Source organism: Neobacillus sp. NPDC097160 (assembly GCF_044762155.1).
Lineage (GTDB): Bacteria > Bacillota > Bacilli > Bacillales > Cytobacillaceae > Neobacillus.
In genome coordinates this window covers 228,365-243,666 of the sequence record NZ_JBIWDU010000005.1, presented here as the reverse complement: position 1 = coordinate 243,666, position 15,302 = coordinate 228,365, and the positions used below count along the sequence as shown (strand labels likewise).

The 15,302-nt window shown below is 40.5% G+C and carries 12 protein-coding genes; 10 read left to right on the top strand and 2 right to left on the bottom strand.

Going from position 1 to position 15,302, the window contains the following annotated elements; all coding sequences use genetic code 11:
- Nucleotides 1–52 precede the first annotated feature (52 nt).
- Entirely contained in the window at nt 53–529 is a 477-nt protein-coding gene (locus ACIQXV_RS09525; protein ID WP_402958277.1) for a PaaI family thioesterase, read from the top strand.
- Nucleotides 530–744: 215 nt separating this feature from the next.
- On the opposite strand, the gene ACIQXV_RS09520 is transcribed toward ACIQXV_RS09525, so the two are convergent.
- Nucleotides 745–1,665 (bottom strand): TetR/AcrR family transcriptional regulator, encoded by a 921-nt coding sequence (locus ACIQXV_RS09520; protein WP_402958163.1) that lies wholly within the window; start codon nt 1,663–1,665, stop codon nt 745–747.
- A 236-nt stretch (nt 1,666–1,901) separates the two neighbouring features.
- On the opposite strand from ACIQXV_RS09520, the gene ACIQXV_RS09515 reads away from it, so the two are divergent.
- Both ACIQXV_RS09515 and ACIQXV_RS09510 read left to right on the top strand, forming a co-directional pair.
- Complete coding sequence (locus tag ACIQXV_RS09515) at nt 1,902–3,431, top strand: DHA2 family efflux MFS transporter permease subunit (protein WP_402958161.1); 1,530 nt, start codon at nt 1,902–1,904, stop codon at nt 3,429–3,431.
- Between the two features lie 135 nt (nt 3,432–3,566).
- Nucleotides 3,567–4,160, top strand: coding sequence for a branched-chain amino acid aminotransferase (locus ACIQXV_RS09510; RefSeq protein WP_402958159.1), 594 nt, complete (start codon nt 3,567–3,569; stop codon nt 4,158–4,160).
- Nucleotides 4,161–4,194: 34 nt separating this feature from the next.
- Here the strand turns inward: ACIQXV_RS09510 and ACIQXV_RS09505 are convergent, their stop codons facing one another.
- Nucleotides 4,195–5,310 (bottom strand): metallophosphoesterase family protein, encoded by a 1,116-nt coding sequence (locus ACIQXV_RS09505; protein ID WP_402958157.1) that lies wholly within the window; start codon nt 5,308–5,310, stop codon nt 4,195–4,197.
- A gap of 566 nt (nt 5,311–5,876) precedes the next feature.
- Between ACIQXV_RS09505 and ACIQXV_RS09500 the strand changes: the two genes are divergently transcribed.
- The 7 genes from ACIQXV_RS09500 to ACIQXV_RS09470 all read left to right on the top strand — a co-directional run bounded on the left by ACIQXV_RS09500 (nt 5,877) and on the right by ACIQXV_RS09470 (nt 15,271).
- Nucleotides 5,877–7,247, top strand: coding sequence for an NAD(P)-dependent oxidoreductase (locus ACIQXV_RS09500; protein ID WP_402958155.1), 1,371 nt, complete (start codon nt 5,877–5,879; stop codon nt 7,245–7,247).
- A gap of 36 nt (nt 7,248–7,283) precedes the next feature.
- The gene (gene preA, locus ACIQXV_RS09495) at nt 7,284–8,570 is read left to right on the top strand and encodes an NAD-dependent dihydropyrimidine dehydrogenase subunit PreA (protein WP_402958153.1); all 1,287 of its coding nucleotides are present in this window, start codon (nt 7,284–7,286) and stop codon (nt 8,568–8,570) included.
- A 27-nt stretch (nt 8,571–8,597) separates the two neighbouring features.
- Nucleotides 8,598–10,019 (top strand): dihydropyrimidinase, encoded by a 1,422-nt coding sequence (hydA, locus tag ACIQXV_RS09490; RefSeq protein WP_402958149.1) that lies wholly within the window; start codon nt 8,598–8,600, stop codon nt 10,017–10,019.
- Nucleotides 10,020–10,223: 204 nt separating this feature from the next.
- On the top strand, nt 10,224–11,696 hold the full coding sequence (locus tag ACIQXV_RS09485; RefSeq protein WP_402958148.1) for an NCS1 family transporter: 1,473 nt from the start codon (nt 10,224–10,226) through the stop codon (nt 11,694–11,696).
- A gap of 21 nt (nt 11,697–11,717) precedes the next feature.
- On the top strand, nt 11,718–11,936 hold the full coding sequence (locus ACIQXV_RS09480; protein ID WP_402958146.1) for a hypothetical protein: 219 nt from the start codon (nt 11,718–11,720) through the stop codon (nt 11,934–11,936).
- An 83-nt stretch (nt 11,937–12,019) separates the two neighbouring features.
- Nucleotides 12,020–13,636 carry a PucR family transcriptional regulator gene (locus ACIQXV_RS09475; protein WP_402958144.1) on the top strand — a complete coding sequence of 539 codons (1,617 nt, stop codon included), beginning with the start codon at nt 12,020–12,022 and terminating at the stop codon, nt 13,634–13,636.
- Between the two features lie 168 nt (nt 13,637–13,804).
- Nucleotides 13,805–15,271, top strand: a complete 1,467-nt coding sequence (locus tag ACIQXV_RS09470) for a CoA-acylating methylmalonate-semialdehyde dehydrogenase (protein WP_402958143.1) — start codon at nt 13,805–13,807, stop codon at nt 15,269–15,271.
- Nucleotides 15,272–15,302: the final 31 nt, after the last annotated feature.

Genomic DNA, 15,302 nt, shown 5'->3' with positions numbered 1-15,302 from the left:
AAACTAAATATGTTATACTTTTCTGAAAAAGGGGGAGTTTATTGTGGGAGAAATGGTTGTTAATGCCATCCAAGATGTGTATCCTGATGATTTTGCCTGGTGTTATGGCTGCGGACGATTAAATGAAGATGGTCATCATTTTCGAACAGGGTGGCAAGGGGAGCACCCGGTGACGATGTATTTACCTGAACCAGAGCACTTAGCATTGCCGGGTTTTGTTTATGGCGGGCTAGTTGCCTCATTAATCGATTGCCACGGAACAGGTTCTGCAGCGCTCACATTGCATCGAAAAAATGGTCATGAACCCGGTGATGGGGCAGAGCCTCCACGCTTTGTGACTGCATCATTGAACGTAAACTTTTTGAAGCCCACCCCACACGGAGTGCCTCTAAAAGCAATAGGAACTGTACATGAAATTCATCCGAAAAAGTTTAAAGTAGAAACGGAAGTTTTTGCCAATGATAGCCTTTGTGCACGTGGTGAGGTCATTGCAGTCGTCATGCCAAGCACCTTTTTGAAACAAGAATAAATGATCAATTAAGAAAAGCGGAAGCGCCCTGGTCAGAGGCGTATGGCCTGGAGCGCTCCAACTGAGATAAAGGAAACACGAAGAGCCGGAGGCGATTCGATGTTGACTTATCGTAGGGCGGAGAGCGAAGGACACTAGCCGCTAGGGCGCTGAAGCTGGACAATTCTCAAAGTCAAAATTTTTACTTTCTTTTCTTTTGAAAAAAACCTTAACCTTCATAGGTTAGGGCTTTTTTCAATTTCATCTAATTGACGAAAATAATTTTCTGCTAATTCTTCTAACAGATTAAGATCTTTCTTCCAAAAAGAATGACGATTCATAGTAGAAAGAGCGCATTCAACCAAAAATTTACGCGGGTTATTTGAATGCAGCAATTCATCTTGGATAAATTCTAACAGTTCAATATATTTCTCTTGTTCAGCTTCAGTAGGTAAATTTTTTGAAATCGCCTTCCGGAAGGATCCGGACAATAGGAGAAGTTGATTTTTAAACCTGTGATTATTTTTTGAACAGCTTGGGAGCCATTCTTCCAAAAGCTCCGGTTCGAGCAATTGATCACCTGATTCGGACACCTCTTGAACCATTTTCACCAATCGACTAACACTATATCGGACCACTGGGCTGATTTTTTCACCTGTTTTATAGGCCATTCGATTATATTGAACATTATACTGTAACATCCCTTGAAACATGATGGCACAATCTAATAGGTATGGTTTTTTATCCTCGCCAAAAAGGTCGATGAATCTCCCATATAACCAACGAAGTGAATTCAATCGACTCCTCTGGATGAATTGTTTAAGGTCAGTATCATTGGAAGCCATTACTTCTTCAAAAATCGCAATTAGCTTGTTTTTTCTATTTGTAATCATTTGCAGTTCAAGTTGTTTAATGAAAATCTCGATATTTGCGGGATCTTGGCCAACTAGTAACTCATTTCGATTATTTTCCAGCTTCTTATAAATCGATTTATAGATGCCAATTAATAACTCATTCTTAGATGAAAAGTAATTATAAAAGGTTCCTTTCGAAATCCCGCTATAATCTAAAATGTCCTGAATCGAAGTGGCCTGGAAGCCTTTTTCGATAAATAATTGATGTGCCATTTTAATGACGTGCTGTTTCCGATTGTACATATAATCACCTTTAATTTGTTTTGTACCCCTTGTATAAAATAATACTACCTTAATTTTCGTCCCGATACAAACTCATTTAGTCAAACAACATTCAGTGGCGATCTTACTGCCTACTAATGTGGAATAAATTTGTAGTTAATTTTTGATTGCAAAAATAAAACTGACAGTATATTATTATGTAAGCATGAAACAGCAGTATAAAAAAATGGACTATTAGTTTATAAGGGGGAAAATCAATGGATCAAACGATAAAACAAACCAATCGTCCGCCGTATGGCATTCTTGCAGTTCTAATGGTTGGCGCATTTATCGCCATGTTAAACAACACATTATTAAACATTGCCTTGCCTTCCATTATGAAGGACTTGAAGGTTGAAGCATCGACCGTCCAATGGCTGGCGACAGGATTTATGCTAGTAAACGGAATACTGATTCCTGCTACAGCATTTTTAATACAAAAATATTCAGTTAGACAGCTCTTTTTAACCGCAATGGGGTTATTTACAATCGGTACCATACTTGCAGGCTTTGCCCACGTGTTTCCTATTCTTTTAGCAGGCAGGATGATTCAAGGTGCGGGGTCAGCCATCTTAATGCCGTTATTAATGAATGTTATGTTAGTTAGTTTCCCTGTGGAGAAAAGGGGAGCAGCTATGGGGGTATTTGGCTTAGTTCTTATGTTTGCCCCTTCTATAGGACCAACATTATCCGGCTGGTTAATTGAACATTATGACTGGAGAATGCTATTTCATTTTGTCACGCCAATTGCGATTGTCGTTTTGTTGCTTGGCTTCTTCTTATTAAAAGATAAAAAAGAGAAAGTGGATATCCGCATTGATTCATTGTCACTTTTGCTTTCAAGCATTGGGTTTGGCGGAATCCTATATGGATTTAGTTCTGCCGGTAAAAAAGGCTGGGACTCTCCGGAAGTTTATGGGACCCTTATTATTGGTGTTATTTCATTAGTCGTGTTTATTTTACGTCAATTAAAACAAGAAAAACCGATGCTAAATTTCAAGATTTATAAATACCCTATGTTTGCCTTATCGTCTGTTATTTCAATGGTCGTTACGATGGCAATGTTTTCCGGGATGCTGCTAACCCCTATATATGTGCAAACCATTCGTGGGATATCGCCAATAGATGCAGGGTTAATGATGCTCCCCGGTGCGATCATAATGGCGATTATGATGCCGATAACAGGAAAATTGTTTGATAAGTTTGGTGGTCGTGTATTGGCCATCATTGGTTTAATTATTACTGTAATAACGAGTTATTTTTTTAGCCAATTAACACTCCATACAACCTACACACACTTGATTATTTTATACTCAGTAAGGATGTTTGGGATGTCGATGGTGAATATGCCAGTTACGACAAATGGCTTAAACCAGTTACCTGCTCGTTTTTATCCACATGGGACTGCAATGAACAGTACAATGTCGCAGGTTTCCGGCGCCATTGGTACGGCATTGTTGGTTACGGTTATGACAAATCGAACAACAACACATGCTACTGAACTCGGGAAGGCAGCGATGGCTCATTTGACGAAGCAGCCTACACCTGAGGTAATTGCCGAAATGAAGCAGCAAGTGTTGATGAAAGCCATGTTAGAAGGGATCAACGATGCTTTCTTCGTGACAGTTGGGATTGCGGCAGTTGCGTTGATTCTCTCATTCTTTATTAAACGGGCGAAACAAGCCGAAGATACAACTGAAATAAAGCCAGCTGGAAAAAATGTAGCGGCAACATTAGCGGAAAATTAAGATTCAAAATCGGAGGTGACTATTCAAAAGTCATCTCTTTTTTTTATTATTGTTGAAATTTTAACGAATGATTTGCTTTTTCGTGAAAAAAAACTCAATATTAATGGAGGAATTCATAATAGGAGGATTTTTTTCATGTTAAAAGATCAAATCATACAATACATACGTACAAATCAAAATGCTGACGGAATCATTTTGTTTGGAGAAGAGCTAGAGTATCTCGAAAACCATCAATTGGCAACAGACATTCAAGTTGTCGAAGGGGATGCTAGCACACGATTCACAGATGCTTATATTGAACGATGTGATAAAGAAACAGAAAATATGATTCGGAATGAATCATCCGCGTTTTTATCCGAACCACTTGCATACCTGAAAAAACATAAAAATGAGTTTCTATATCTGGAATCAAAATGGTTTGATTTGGTGAATGTTGACGCTATTTCTTTAGAAGCGGATGATGTTTTTGGCACATACGATGTGATGTTAGGTTTAAAGGTTCAGAAGAAATTTGAAAAAGTTTTAAAAGAACAGCTGGATGCAAGTTTACATGGTGGGGAAGCGAAATTCGATTTAATCTTTAGTCATGAGGATGGTTTATGGAATTTGAATTTTGCCTTGAATTATGTGGAAGGTTTTCATGAGGAAATGACAATTGGTCAAGCAATTCAATTAATATACCGTTTCCTATTTAAACTTGTTGAAGTGGTTGAAGGGAATAAAAATTGATTCAATTCGGTACAAGATGTAAAAACCTAACCGGCTATTTTTGCTGGTTAGGCTCCATAATTGTGATTGTAACGGTTTTAATCCATGTACCTGTGCTGAATTCTCTTGCCTTAAATTCTACTTTGTCATCATAAACATTTACCATATAACCTTGAGATAGTGTGTAATTGTCCCCGCCCTCAGGTGTATACGTGTAAGCTACAGAACTTGTATTTACCATCATGATTCCGTCAGTGTAGATACTTTTTGGGTTATCTAATGGATAATGAGAATGTCCGCTAAATAAGATGACTTGCGGATATTTCTTAAGTAAGGCGAGAATTTTTTGATCATCTAGCCCGGCACCCCATTCGCTACCATAAACGGTATTCTTAATTGGCTGATGAAAGAATACAAAAATTGGTTTGTTATCTTCGGCATTGATTGACAACGTATTTTCTAACCATTGATATTGATCATCTGAAATATAAGCAGAATCCCGACCTGACTCCCCGTATGCTGCTTTCATCGTCGACTCCGATTTTTCCCCGGCAATTGTAATAAAATGATAGCCTTTGATCCATTTATCATAGTAAAGGCCAGGCACACCCATTTCATCTATAAATCTATTTTTTAATTCATCATCCGTTACAGCTGTATCTGGAATAATACGTTTTTCAAGCCATTCATGATTTCCCATTACCATAAATTTATCTGCATTAGGATTCTTATTTGCATTAAGTATGGATTTGAATATTTCGTATTCTCCGACCAAACCAAAATTAGTCATATCTCCGTTAACGGCAATGGCATCGTATTCGGGTGCGATATTTTTTAAGTCCTTTAATGCTGTTTCAAATTTCGTAGTAACTTCTGGCATATGTGTATCAATGTGAGTGTCACTTATAACAGCTAATTGAAATGCAGGTTTGTTCTCAGTCTCCAATTGGGTTGCAGATTGATCAGTGGTCTGCTGTAATTTAGCCGATTCATCAGCACTCTCCTGTACTGCGTTCCTTGAATGAGTAGCTGCTTTCTCTATTTGAGCAGCTGATTTATTTTGTGCAGTAGCACTTTGAAATAAGGCTTGAGTGTTGGCTTGTTTCAATTGAAAAATCGGGAAACTTAATATTGCTATTACTAGGAGAATGGATACAATGATCTTTTTCATGACTATTACCTCGTTACTTTGTTAATTTGTATGTCATGATCATAAATAATCAAGCTTAATTTTTTATTAATTAATTTATGGAGAGTGGTTTTAGTCATTTCTTGATAGTGTGCCCAAGCTGAAAATGAAAGGGACGATTTTTGTAAAAAAAAAACTGTTATCGAGTTTTTTTTACAAATTTTTTGTTTTCGTTGTGATAAATTGAAAGAGAATTCGGAAAAGTGTACAAGGAAGTGATAGCCAAAAAGATCCGTATGACAGTGAATGATTTCAAATCACTTTTTGGTGATTAGCTTCCGATTCCTCTTGTAGGTCCCATTTCTTTTACATAATGGTTAACCAAAGGCTTGCATCATTTTACAGGTTGTAAGGTGAAATGCCGGCTACCGGTCTGTAGAATGAAAGCAAGATGCAGAATTTTCTGCGAAATACACAATCAAATTAAAGGGGGTATTTGTCTAAAAAGTAATCATAATTTTCAGAAACTTCTTTTAAAGCGCTTTCAATATTTTTAAATGATATCCGTTGTCAATAAAAAAATCGGAATAAAAAAGGAGGGCTTCTCTTTGGTGAATGATAAAATACAGCGTATTTCCTTATCCAACCTTGAAAAGAACTTTATAGAAGTGGAGCGGGGACTTACAAACCAAGAAGCGGTTGAAGAATCAAATCGATGCCTCTATTGTTACGATGCCCCATGTATAAAGGCCTGCCCTACAGGAATTGATATTCCAACTTTTATAAAAAAAATTACCTCAGGAAACTTGCTTGGTTCTGCTAAAACAATCATGTCCTCAAACCCTGTTGGAGCAAGTTGTGCGAGAGTATGTCCAACAGAAGAGCTCTGTGAAGGAGCCTGTGTCCTCAATCATTCAACAAAACCAATTATGATTGGCAACCTGCAAAGATATGCCACCGATTGGGCCATTAAAAATGAACAGACCCTTTTTCAACAAGGTAAATCAAACGGAAAAACAGTTGCAGTCATTGGGGGAGGCCCTGCCGGATTATCTGCCGCGAGGGAACTGGCAAGACTTGGATATGATGTGACCATTTTTGAAGCAGCCGAGAAGGCGGGCGGATTAAATACGTTTGGCATTGTCTCGTTCAGATTACCGCAAAAAATTTCATTCTGGGAAGTAGAACAGGTAGAGAAATTAAATGTAAAAATTAGAACGAACACCGTAGTCGGAAGAGATATTTCAGTTGAGGAAATAACTGAAAATTTCGATAACATAATCTTGGCGGTAGGTATGGCCCATGTGCCGAACCTCGGTGTTGAGGGTGAAAATTTAGACGGAGTTTATGACGCAATTGAATTTGTTAAGGCGACAAAAAACGGTCAGTTATCGAATGACTTTATCGGCAAACGAGTGGTTGTCATCGGTGCTGGAAATACCGCCATTGACGGGGCGACATGCTCTGTTCGTTTAGGAGCAGAAAACGTAAAGATTTTATACCGGAGAACGGAAGAAGAAATGACCGCTTATGATTTTGAATATGAATTTGCGAAACAAGATGGGGTTGAGTTCCGCTGGTTAACTGCACCAACAAGAATTATCGGTAATGAAAGCGGGCAGGTAACGGGCATTGAGTGTATCAAAATGAAGCTCGGCGAACCTGAAAAGGATGGACGGAGAAGACCTGTTGTGATTGAAGGGTCCGAATATGTGATTCCCGTGGATGCGGTGGTTAAAGCAATCGGTCAAACAAGGCATTTGGAGCTGATCGAGGCATTTGGTCTCCAGCATGTTGGAGGTGTCGTAACAGTGGAACAAGGGACGCTTCAAACATCCAAACCAAAAATATTTGCTTGTGGTGATGTTGTCTTTGGTAAAGGAAAAGTAGACGCAATGGTCGTAACCGCTGCCCAGCAAGGAAAAGATGTTGCCTATGCTATTCATAAGCAACATGCGGCAGTTGGATTAGCAAATTGACTCTATTAATCTAAGAATAATAAAGGGGGAAAAGAAATGGCTGATTTACGTACAAATCTCGCAGGGATAAAATCTCCTAATCCGTTCTGGCTGGCGTCAGCACCTCCTACCAATTCAGGCTATCAGGTACAGAGGGCCTTTGAAGCTGGATGGGGCGGGGCGGTATGGAAAACATTAGGTGATCCGATCTTAAATGTATCATCCAGATTTGCTGCGATTAGTTTTAACGGACAAAGAGTCGCCGGTTTCAATAACATTGAGCTCATAACCGACCGACCATTAGATGTGAATTTAAAGGAAATTTATGAAACCAAGAAGCGATTTCCAAACCATGCCATTATTGCGTCGTTGATGGTCGAGCCAAAGCAGGAAAAGTGGCATGAAATCGTCAAACGAGTCGAGGATGTTGGGGTTGATGGCCTTGAGCTAAACTTTGGCTGTCCGCATGGGATGGCGGAACGGGGGATGGGTTCTGCTTCCGGACAGGTACCTGCACTTGTTGAACGTCAGACCTATTGGGTAAAAGAAGTGGCCAAGACACCTGTCATTGTTAAATTGACGCCGAATATTACGGATATTACCGCAACGGCCGAAGCTGCCTGTAACGGCGGGGCAGATGCCATTAGTATGATTAACACAATCAATAGTCTTATGGGAGTGGATCTTGATTCATGGAATACGATTCCGCATGTGGCAGGAAAAGGGGCACACGGCGGTTATTGCGGTCCAGCTGTAAAGCCGATTGCCCTCAATATGGTTGCAGAATGTGCAAGGCATCCACATATCAACGTACCGATTTCCGGAATTGGAGGTATTTCGAACTGGCAAGATGCAGTTGAATTTATGCTGATGGGTGCGACTGGTGTTCAAGTATGTACTGCCGCCATGCACCACGGATTCCGCATTGTCGAAGACATGATTGAAGGACTCAGCCATTATCTGGATAGTAAAGGAATTGCCTCTGTTTCTGAAATTATCGGAAAGTCTGTCCCAAGATACTCCGATTGGGGCAATTTGGACTTAAATTACAATATCGTTGCCAAAATCAATACCGATGTTTGTATTAACTGCAATAAATGTCATATTGCCTGTGAAGATACATCCCATCAATGCATTGACATAATGACGGATGCGTCCGGAAAAAGCTATCTCAAGGTAAGGGAAGAAGACTGTGTCGGCTGTAATTTATGCTCGATTGTCTGCCCGGTTGACGGGGCAATTGACATGGTGGAAGCAGCCAGGGAACTGCCGCCGATGACATGGAATGAGCGCCAAGCCGCCTTAAGTGTCGCGGTAGAATGCAAAGCGGATGTTACTAAGTAATAGGAATAGATTAGGAGGAACCAACTGATGAAAAAAATCATTAAAAACGGCACAATTGTTACAGCATCTGACACGTATCAAGCAGAGATATTAATCGAAGATGGAAAAATAACGCAAATTGGTGCGAATCTATCAGCCCTTGGTGCGGAAGTCGTCGATGCGAAAGGCTGTATTGTTTTTCCCGGGGGAATAGACCCGCACACCCACTTAGACATGCCATTTGGCGGGACGGTAACAAAGGATGATTTTGAATCAGGAACCATCGCAGCCGCTTTCGGAGGCACGACAACCGTGATTGACTTTTGCTTAACCAACAAAGGTGAGCCGCTAAAAAATGCGATTCAAATCTGGCATGACAAATCTCGGGAAAAAGCGGTCATTGATTATGGATTCCATTTAATGATTTCAGAAATCAACGAAAATGTTCTGAATGAACTGCCACAAGTCATTAATGAGGAAGGTATTACCTCGTTTAAAGTGTTTATGGCCTACAAAAATGTGTTCCAAGCTGATGATGAAACATTATTCCGAACACTCGTTTCCGCAAAAGAACATGGGGCATTGGTCATGGTACACGCGGAAAATGGCGATGTCATTGATTATTTAACGAAAAAGGCACTTGCGGAAGGAAAGACAGAACCGATTTATCATGCGTTAACAAGACCTGCAGAATTAGAGGGCGAGGCGACTGGCCGCGCTGCAAAGCTAACGGGACTGGCTAATTCTCAGTTATATGTTGTTCACGTTTCATGTGCCGATGCTGTTGAAAAAATTACCGAGGCACGCAGTAAGGGCTTTGATGTATGGGGGGAAACATGCCCGCAATACTTGGTACTGGATCAGACCTATTTGGAAAAACCAAATTTTGAAGGAGCAAAATATGTGTGGTCTCCGCCATTACGCGAAAAGTGGAATCAGGAAGTTCTTTGGAATGCCTTAAAAAGTGGCCAGCTGCAAACACTTGGCTCTGATCAATGTTCGTTTGATTTTAAAGGGCAAAAGGATTTAGGCAGGGATGATTTTACAAAAATTCCGAACGGAGGGCCAATTATCGAGGATCGGTTATCCATTCTATTTTCAGAGGGTGTGAAAAAAGGACGTATTAGTCTGAATCAGTTTGTCGACCTTACATCAACACGTGCTGCTAAGCTATTTGGCTTATTCCCTAAAAAAGGGACAATATCGATTGGAGCAGATGCAGACCTGGTGATTTTTGATCCCAATAGTGAACGGGTAATTTCAGCAGAAACCCATCATATGGCGGTGGACTACAATGCATTTGAAGGGCTAAAGGTTACAGGTGAGCCTGTTTCTGTATTAGTTCGCGGGGATTATGTTGTCCGCGACAAGCAATTTGTAGGGAAACCGGGTTCTGGCCAATATTTAAAAAGAGCTAAATATAATACCAATTCTCCATTAACTGAGGACCAAACCTTATCAATCAACTAACCCTGAGAAATGTCCAGCAACAGCGCTTAGGGACTCGGGGTCATAAGCCCTTGTGCAAGGCGCTTCCGCTTTTCGTTTTGAACCACTCCTGCAATTGCCCTTAACCGTCTGGGCAATTGCCGTTTTTAAAATTGAACTGTCGATGTCGGTTTTGAATTTTTGGAAGCTAAAATTCTTGTAAAATAACCGAAACGGAGTGTTTCTATGAAAAAAAGCCATTTAAAATCACCGGATTTATTGCCTATTCATCAAAAGGATCGGAAAATTACCAAATTAGGTTTTTCTTTTATGTGGGTGGGAATGTGCGTTGTTCTAGCAGCCTTCGCCATTGGGGGGGCGGGGGTCATGTCCTTATCCTTACCATGGGTTATTCTCGCAACTGTTATTGGGAGCCTTGCGATTGGGTTATTCATTTCCTTAATTGCTGACATTGGTATTGAGCACGGGTTGTCCTTTCCTGTCTATATGAGAGCACCCTTTGGGACGATTGGTACCCATATACCATCGATCACTCGAGGAGTGACCGCATCGATGTGGTTCGGTATTAATACGTATTTTGGGGCGACAGCGATGAACGGCATATTAGACATTTTATTTGGCTTTGATAATTGGTTTGTCTGCTTCCTCATCTTTGCCGTGGTTCAATTGGTTAATACCGCCTTAGGTATTAAATCTATTGAACGATTTGCCGACATGGCTGCTCCTGTTATTATCTTAATCTCGCTGTGGATGTATTCATCCTTATCCGATCAGGCCGCTGCAGCCGGGAGAAACATTTGGAGCTGGGCTGAAACCCCTGTTACCGGCGGTGCTGCCTTTACCGCATTTTTAGTGGTTATTTTCAGCAACATGGGCTTTTGGGCGACATTAAGTGCAGATATTCCTTCTATCTCTCGGTTTATAAAAGCGCCCGCAAACGAAAAAAACTGGTTTAAACGAAATAAAAGTTCCTTAATTGGAAACATGATTGCGATGCCGTTAACACAAACCTTTATGATCATTATTGGCGCTGTTGCATATGTTGCGGTCTTAAATTACGATCCGGTTGTTGCACTTCAAAAATCGGCGGGCGGATTTATCTTAGCCATCCTGCTGCTCATGATTGTTTTAGCACAATGGTCAACAAATACGGCTGCCAATGTTGTCCCTGCTGCGACCATTTTCTCTAACGTAGGCGGTCCAAAGTTTCCGTTTTGGGCGGGTGTCATCACGGCAGGTATTGTTGGTACAGTCGTCCAGCCATGGACATTATTTGATGTTATTATTCCGATTCTTCTCATTGTCGGGGGGATTTTATCGGCAATTGTCGGCATTCTGTTTGCTGATTATTATTTGGTTCGGAAGAGACGAGTGAATGTACCAGAATTATATGAAGATCATGGTCAGTATAAATATATGGGCGGGGTGAATGCTGCCGGATTTATTGCCTGGATCATCGGGGGAGTTGCTTCCTATTTTGTTCCGGAATATGGGTTTTTAGTCGGATTCTTAGTTGGTGCGGGTATCTACTATGTCCTTGCTAAATATTGGTGGTTTAATAAGTATCGTCAAGCGGAGATTGAAGATCCATGTGATGAAAAATATTTAGGTATTTCGGTTGGCCGGGATTGGGTCATCGAAGATAAAGTTTACGAGCCTGTACTAAAGGAAATTCCTAATAACGTAGATTTATATTAAATCAAAATAGGAGTGAGATACATGTCAGATCATCTACAATTTCTCGACGAACGGGATAAAATCGATTTCCTTATCCAAAAGGGCTGCCGCATTAGCGGTGTAAGAGAACATTTAAATGGCGCTTCCGTTGATTTTTTACATCCAAATGGAAACGTAACCGAAACACTTTTGATTGGAACAGCAAATGGCCGGAAGTATTTTTCAAGTATTTTAATTAACCAGAAACAGACGAACAGCTAAGTGGTTTTTGTAAAAAGTTGAAGGATTGGTTGAATGGCCAATCCTTTTTAACTTAAGTTCTTAATTTAAGGAGATCCCTACTAATGAAAGAACATTTTCAATTAACGGTTGCAGATATTTTTAAACGAAAGCACTTTGAACAAGCTATGGTTATTGCAGGAAATGGCGATATTCAGCGAACCGTCAAATGGGTTCATGTGGTTGAGGTAACAAGTATTCGAAATCTTTTAAACGGGCAGGAGCTTATTTTATCAACAGGGGTTGCCTGGAAGGACAATGTGGAATTATTTGTCTCGATGGTAAAGGAATTCATCGAAAACAATGCGGCTGGGTTATGTTTGGAGATAGGAACATACCTATCAGAGGTTCCGGATGAGGTCATTGCAATGGCCAATGAGCATCAATTCCCAATTATTATTTTTCAAAAAGAGGTTCCGTTTGTTGAAATCACACAAGACATTCATTCGGTCATCATTAATCAGCAATACCAGAAGATTTCGGATTTAGAGAATTATTCGCAGAGCTTAAATAAACGGCTGCTAACGATTGAAACGTATGAGGATATCCTTCAGTTTATTTTCTCAGCACTAGATGTCCTAATCATTTTCAAAATGAAAAATCAGGACTATGAATTTGTCCCGGAAATTAACTTGCGTGAACAAGACTCAATCATTCATCAGCTCGAAGGGTCAAAAACGCAAGCTTCTGATTATATCGCCTCAGCACCTATCTTTTTGTTCGGTCAGGAGTATGCGGAGTTGTTTATCTATTCAAAGGATATTCCGATAAGCGAATACGATTTATTGATTCTAGACCGGACAGCAACCGCTATAGCCCAGCATTTATTAAGAGATTTGTATGTAGAAGAAAAGAAGCGTGTGGAAGAGTTTGAGTGGCTTCATGGCTGGCTTGAGGGTGAACATTCACTCGATGATATTCACGAATACTTAGCAGAGAATGGAATGAAAGCAAAGACGAATGACGCGGTCGTTTTGATCACGAAACAGATTCCTATTAAAGAAAGAGTAAGTCAGGATGTTACCTACCTGAAATTATTATTTCGCTCTGTTTTTGAACAGAATGGCTTTGCCGTATTTTTCGTTGAAAAAAGAAACGAGATTACCTTCATTCTCCTCAATCATCGCACGAAAAAGAATCTGAAGGAACGGATAAAAACAGCAATCGAATCGATCCAGGACTCAGATTTTATCCGGAGGCCATCTTCATCAAAAATTATAATTGCAGCCGGGAAGTTTATCCACTCAGTAAGTGATGTACATAAGAGCTACCGGACAGCAAAAGAGACACTTAGAATTCAACAAAAAATGACGAATAGACAAATTTACCACTTTTATGAGGATTTGCATTTGTACCGTCTCATTTCGCAGATGAGTAAGCATACCGACTTAAAGGAACTGTCATCTGAATACCTCCAACCTGTTATTCAATATGATCAAAAATACAATGGCAAACTCCTAGAAACATTAAAAGCTTATTTGGAATGCAGCGGTTCTAAGCAGGAAACCTCGAATAAGCTATTTATTGTAAGGCAAACGTTATACCATCGTTTGCAAAAGCTTGAAAACCTTTTGGGAGAGGATTTTATGGAGCACGAAAAACGGGTTGCCATTGAATTTATGCTTCTAGTCCATGATTATTTATCGGCACCACAAGTTGGAGAGGCCAATCAAGCCAGGTGACAAGGTAATAGCAAAAAACAAAAGTGTTAAATGAATGTTCAAATTGTTGAGGAAATACCTTAAGAAATTTTACATTTTGTCTAATGAAAGCGGTTTATTGATGCGTGATAATGAAGTTATACAGCTTTTAAAGAAACTATTATATTAATAAAATTCGGAGGTTAGAGCATGAGTGTAACCAAAAATGAAACGGCTGTTTTGAAAAATTTTATTAATGGTGAATGGGTGAGTGCAAACAGCGGGCAAACACTTGATGTGCCGAATCCGGCAACGAATGAAGTAATCACAAAAGTACCAGTTTCATCGAAAGAGGATGTCAATCTTGCTGTTGCAGCGGCAAAGGAAGCGTTTAAACAATGGAAAAATGTCCCGGTGCCGAAACGTGCAAGGATCCTATTTAAATACCATTACTTGTTAACCGAAAACCACGAAGACTTGGCCAAGCTGATTGTTCTGGAAAATGGCAAGGCATACAAAGAAGCATATGGCGAAGTGCAGCGCGGGATTGAGTGTGTCGAGTTCGCTTCAGGCGCTCCGACATTGATGATGGGCGAAACGTTATCGGGAATTGCAGAAGATATTGATTCCGAAATGTTCCGTTATCCATTGGGTGTTGTCGGCGGAATTACACCGTTCAATTTTCCGATGATGGTGCCGCTGTGGATGTTCCCGCTGGCCGTTTCTTGTGGAAACACGTTTGTGTTAAAGCCGTCTGAACGGACGCCAATTTTGGCTAATAGATTAGCAGAATTGTTTTCAGAAGCCGGAGCACCAAAAGGGGTATTAAATGTTGTCCACGGTGCACATGATGTTGTGAATGGTTTACTAGAACACAAGGATATCGCGGCAATTTCCTTTGTCGGTTCTCAGCCGGTTGCGAAGTATGTTTACGAGCGTGCTGCGGCTGAAGGAAAGAGGGTTCAAGCCCTTTCAGGTGCGAAGAATCATCATATTGTCATGCCTGATGCTGATATAGATAAGGCGGTTCAACATGTTCTTAGTTCCACCTTTGGAAGCGCCGGGCAGCGTTGTATGGCCTGCAGTGCCGTAGTGGTTGTCGGTGATAATGAGACGTTTGTCGACGCGTTGAAGAAAAAAACGGATGAGCTAATTATCGGGAATGGGATGGATGACGAGGTGTTATTAACTCCAGTCATCCGCAAGGAACACCGTGAAAAGGCCCTAGGATACATCGAAAAAGGGGTAGCCGAAGGCGCAGACTTAATCAGGGATGGACGGAGGGAGATGGATGATCTTCCTGAAGGAAATTTCTTAGGGCCAACGATTTTTGATCATGTTACACCTGAAATGACGATAGCTAAGGACGAAATCTTTGCTCCGGTTTTAAGTTTATTGCGCGCTAAGGACTTGGATGAAGGATTGGAATACATCCGTAAATCAAGATATGGCAACGGAGCAACCATTTATACAAACAATGCGAAAGCCGTCCGTCAGTTTCGTGAAGAGGCAGATGCAGGAATGCTGGGAATTAACGTTGGTGTTCCGGCAACAATGGCCTTCTTCCCATTCTCAGGCTGGAAAGACTCCTTCTATGGCGACCTGCACGTAAACGGCAAAGACGGATTAAACTTCTACACAAAAAAGAAAATGATCACATCTAGATTCGACGCATAAGAATTTAACGTATAAGAATAGTAAAAAAGTG

Coding starts and splice junctions, on each gene's coding strand:
- ACIQXV_RS09525 (WP_402958277.1), top strand. CDS start 53: ATGGTTGTTAATGCCATCCAAGATGTGTATCCTGATGATTTTGCCTGG.
- ACIQXV_RS09520 (WP_402958163.1), bottom strand. CDS start 1,665: ATGTACAATCGGAAACAGCACGTCATTAAAATGGCACATCAATTATTT.
- ACIQXV_RS09515 (WP_402958161.1), top strand. CDS start 1,902: ATGGATCAAACGATAAAACAAACCAATCGTCCGCCGTATGGCATTCTT.
- ACIQXV_RS09510 (WP_402958159.1), top strand. CDS start 3,567: ATGTTAAAAGATCAAATCATACAATACATACGTACAAATCAAAATGCT.
- ACIQXV_RS09505 (WP_402958157.1), bottom strand. CDS start 5,310: ATGAAAAAGATCATTGTATCCATTCTCCTAGTAATAGCAATATTAAGT.
- preA (WP_402958153.1), top strand. CDS start 7,284: ATGGCTGATTTACGTACAAATCTCGCAGGGATAAAATCTCCTAATCCG.
- hydA (WP_402958149.1), top strand. CDS start 8,598: ATGAAAAAAATCATTAAAAACGGCACAATTGTTACAGCATCTGACACG.
- ACIQXV_RS09485 (WP_402958148.1), top strand. CDS start 10,224: ATGAAAAAAAGCCATTTAAAATCACCGGATTTATTGCCTATTCATCAA.
- ACIQXV_RS09480 (WP_402958146.1), top strand. CDS start 11,718: ATGTCAGATCATCTACAATTTCTCGACGAACGGGATAAAATCGATTTC.
- ACIQXV_RS09475 (WP_402958144.1), top strand. CDS start 12,020: ATGAAAGAACATTTTCAATTAACGGTTGCAGATATTTTTAAACGAAAG.
- ACIQXV_RS09470 (WP_402958143.1), top strand. CDS start 13,805: ATGAGTGTAACCAAAAATGAAACGGCTGTTTTGAAAAATTTTATTAAT.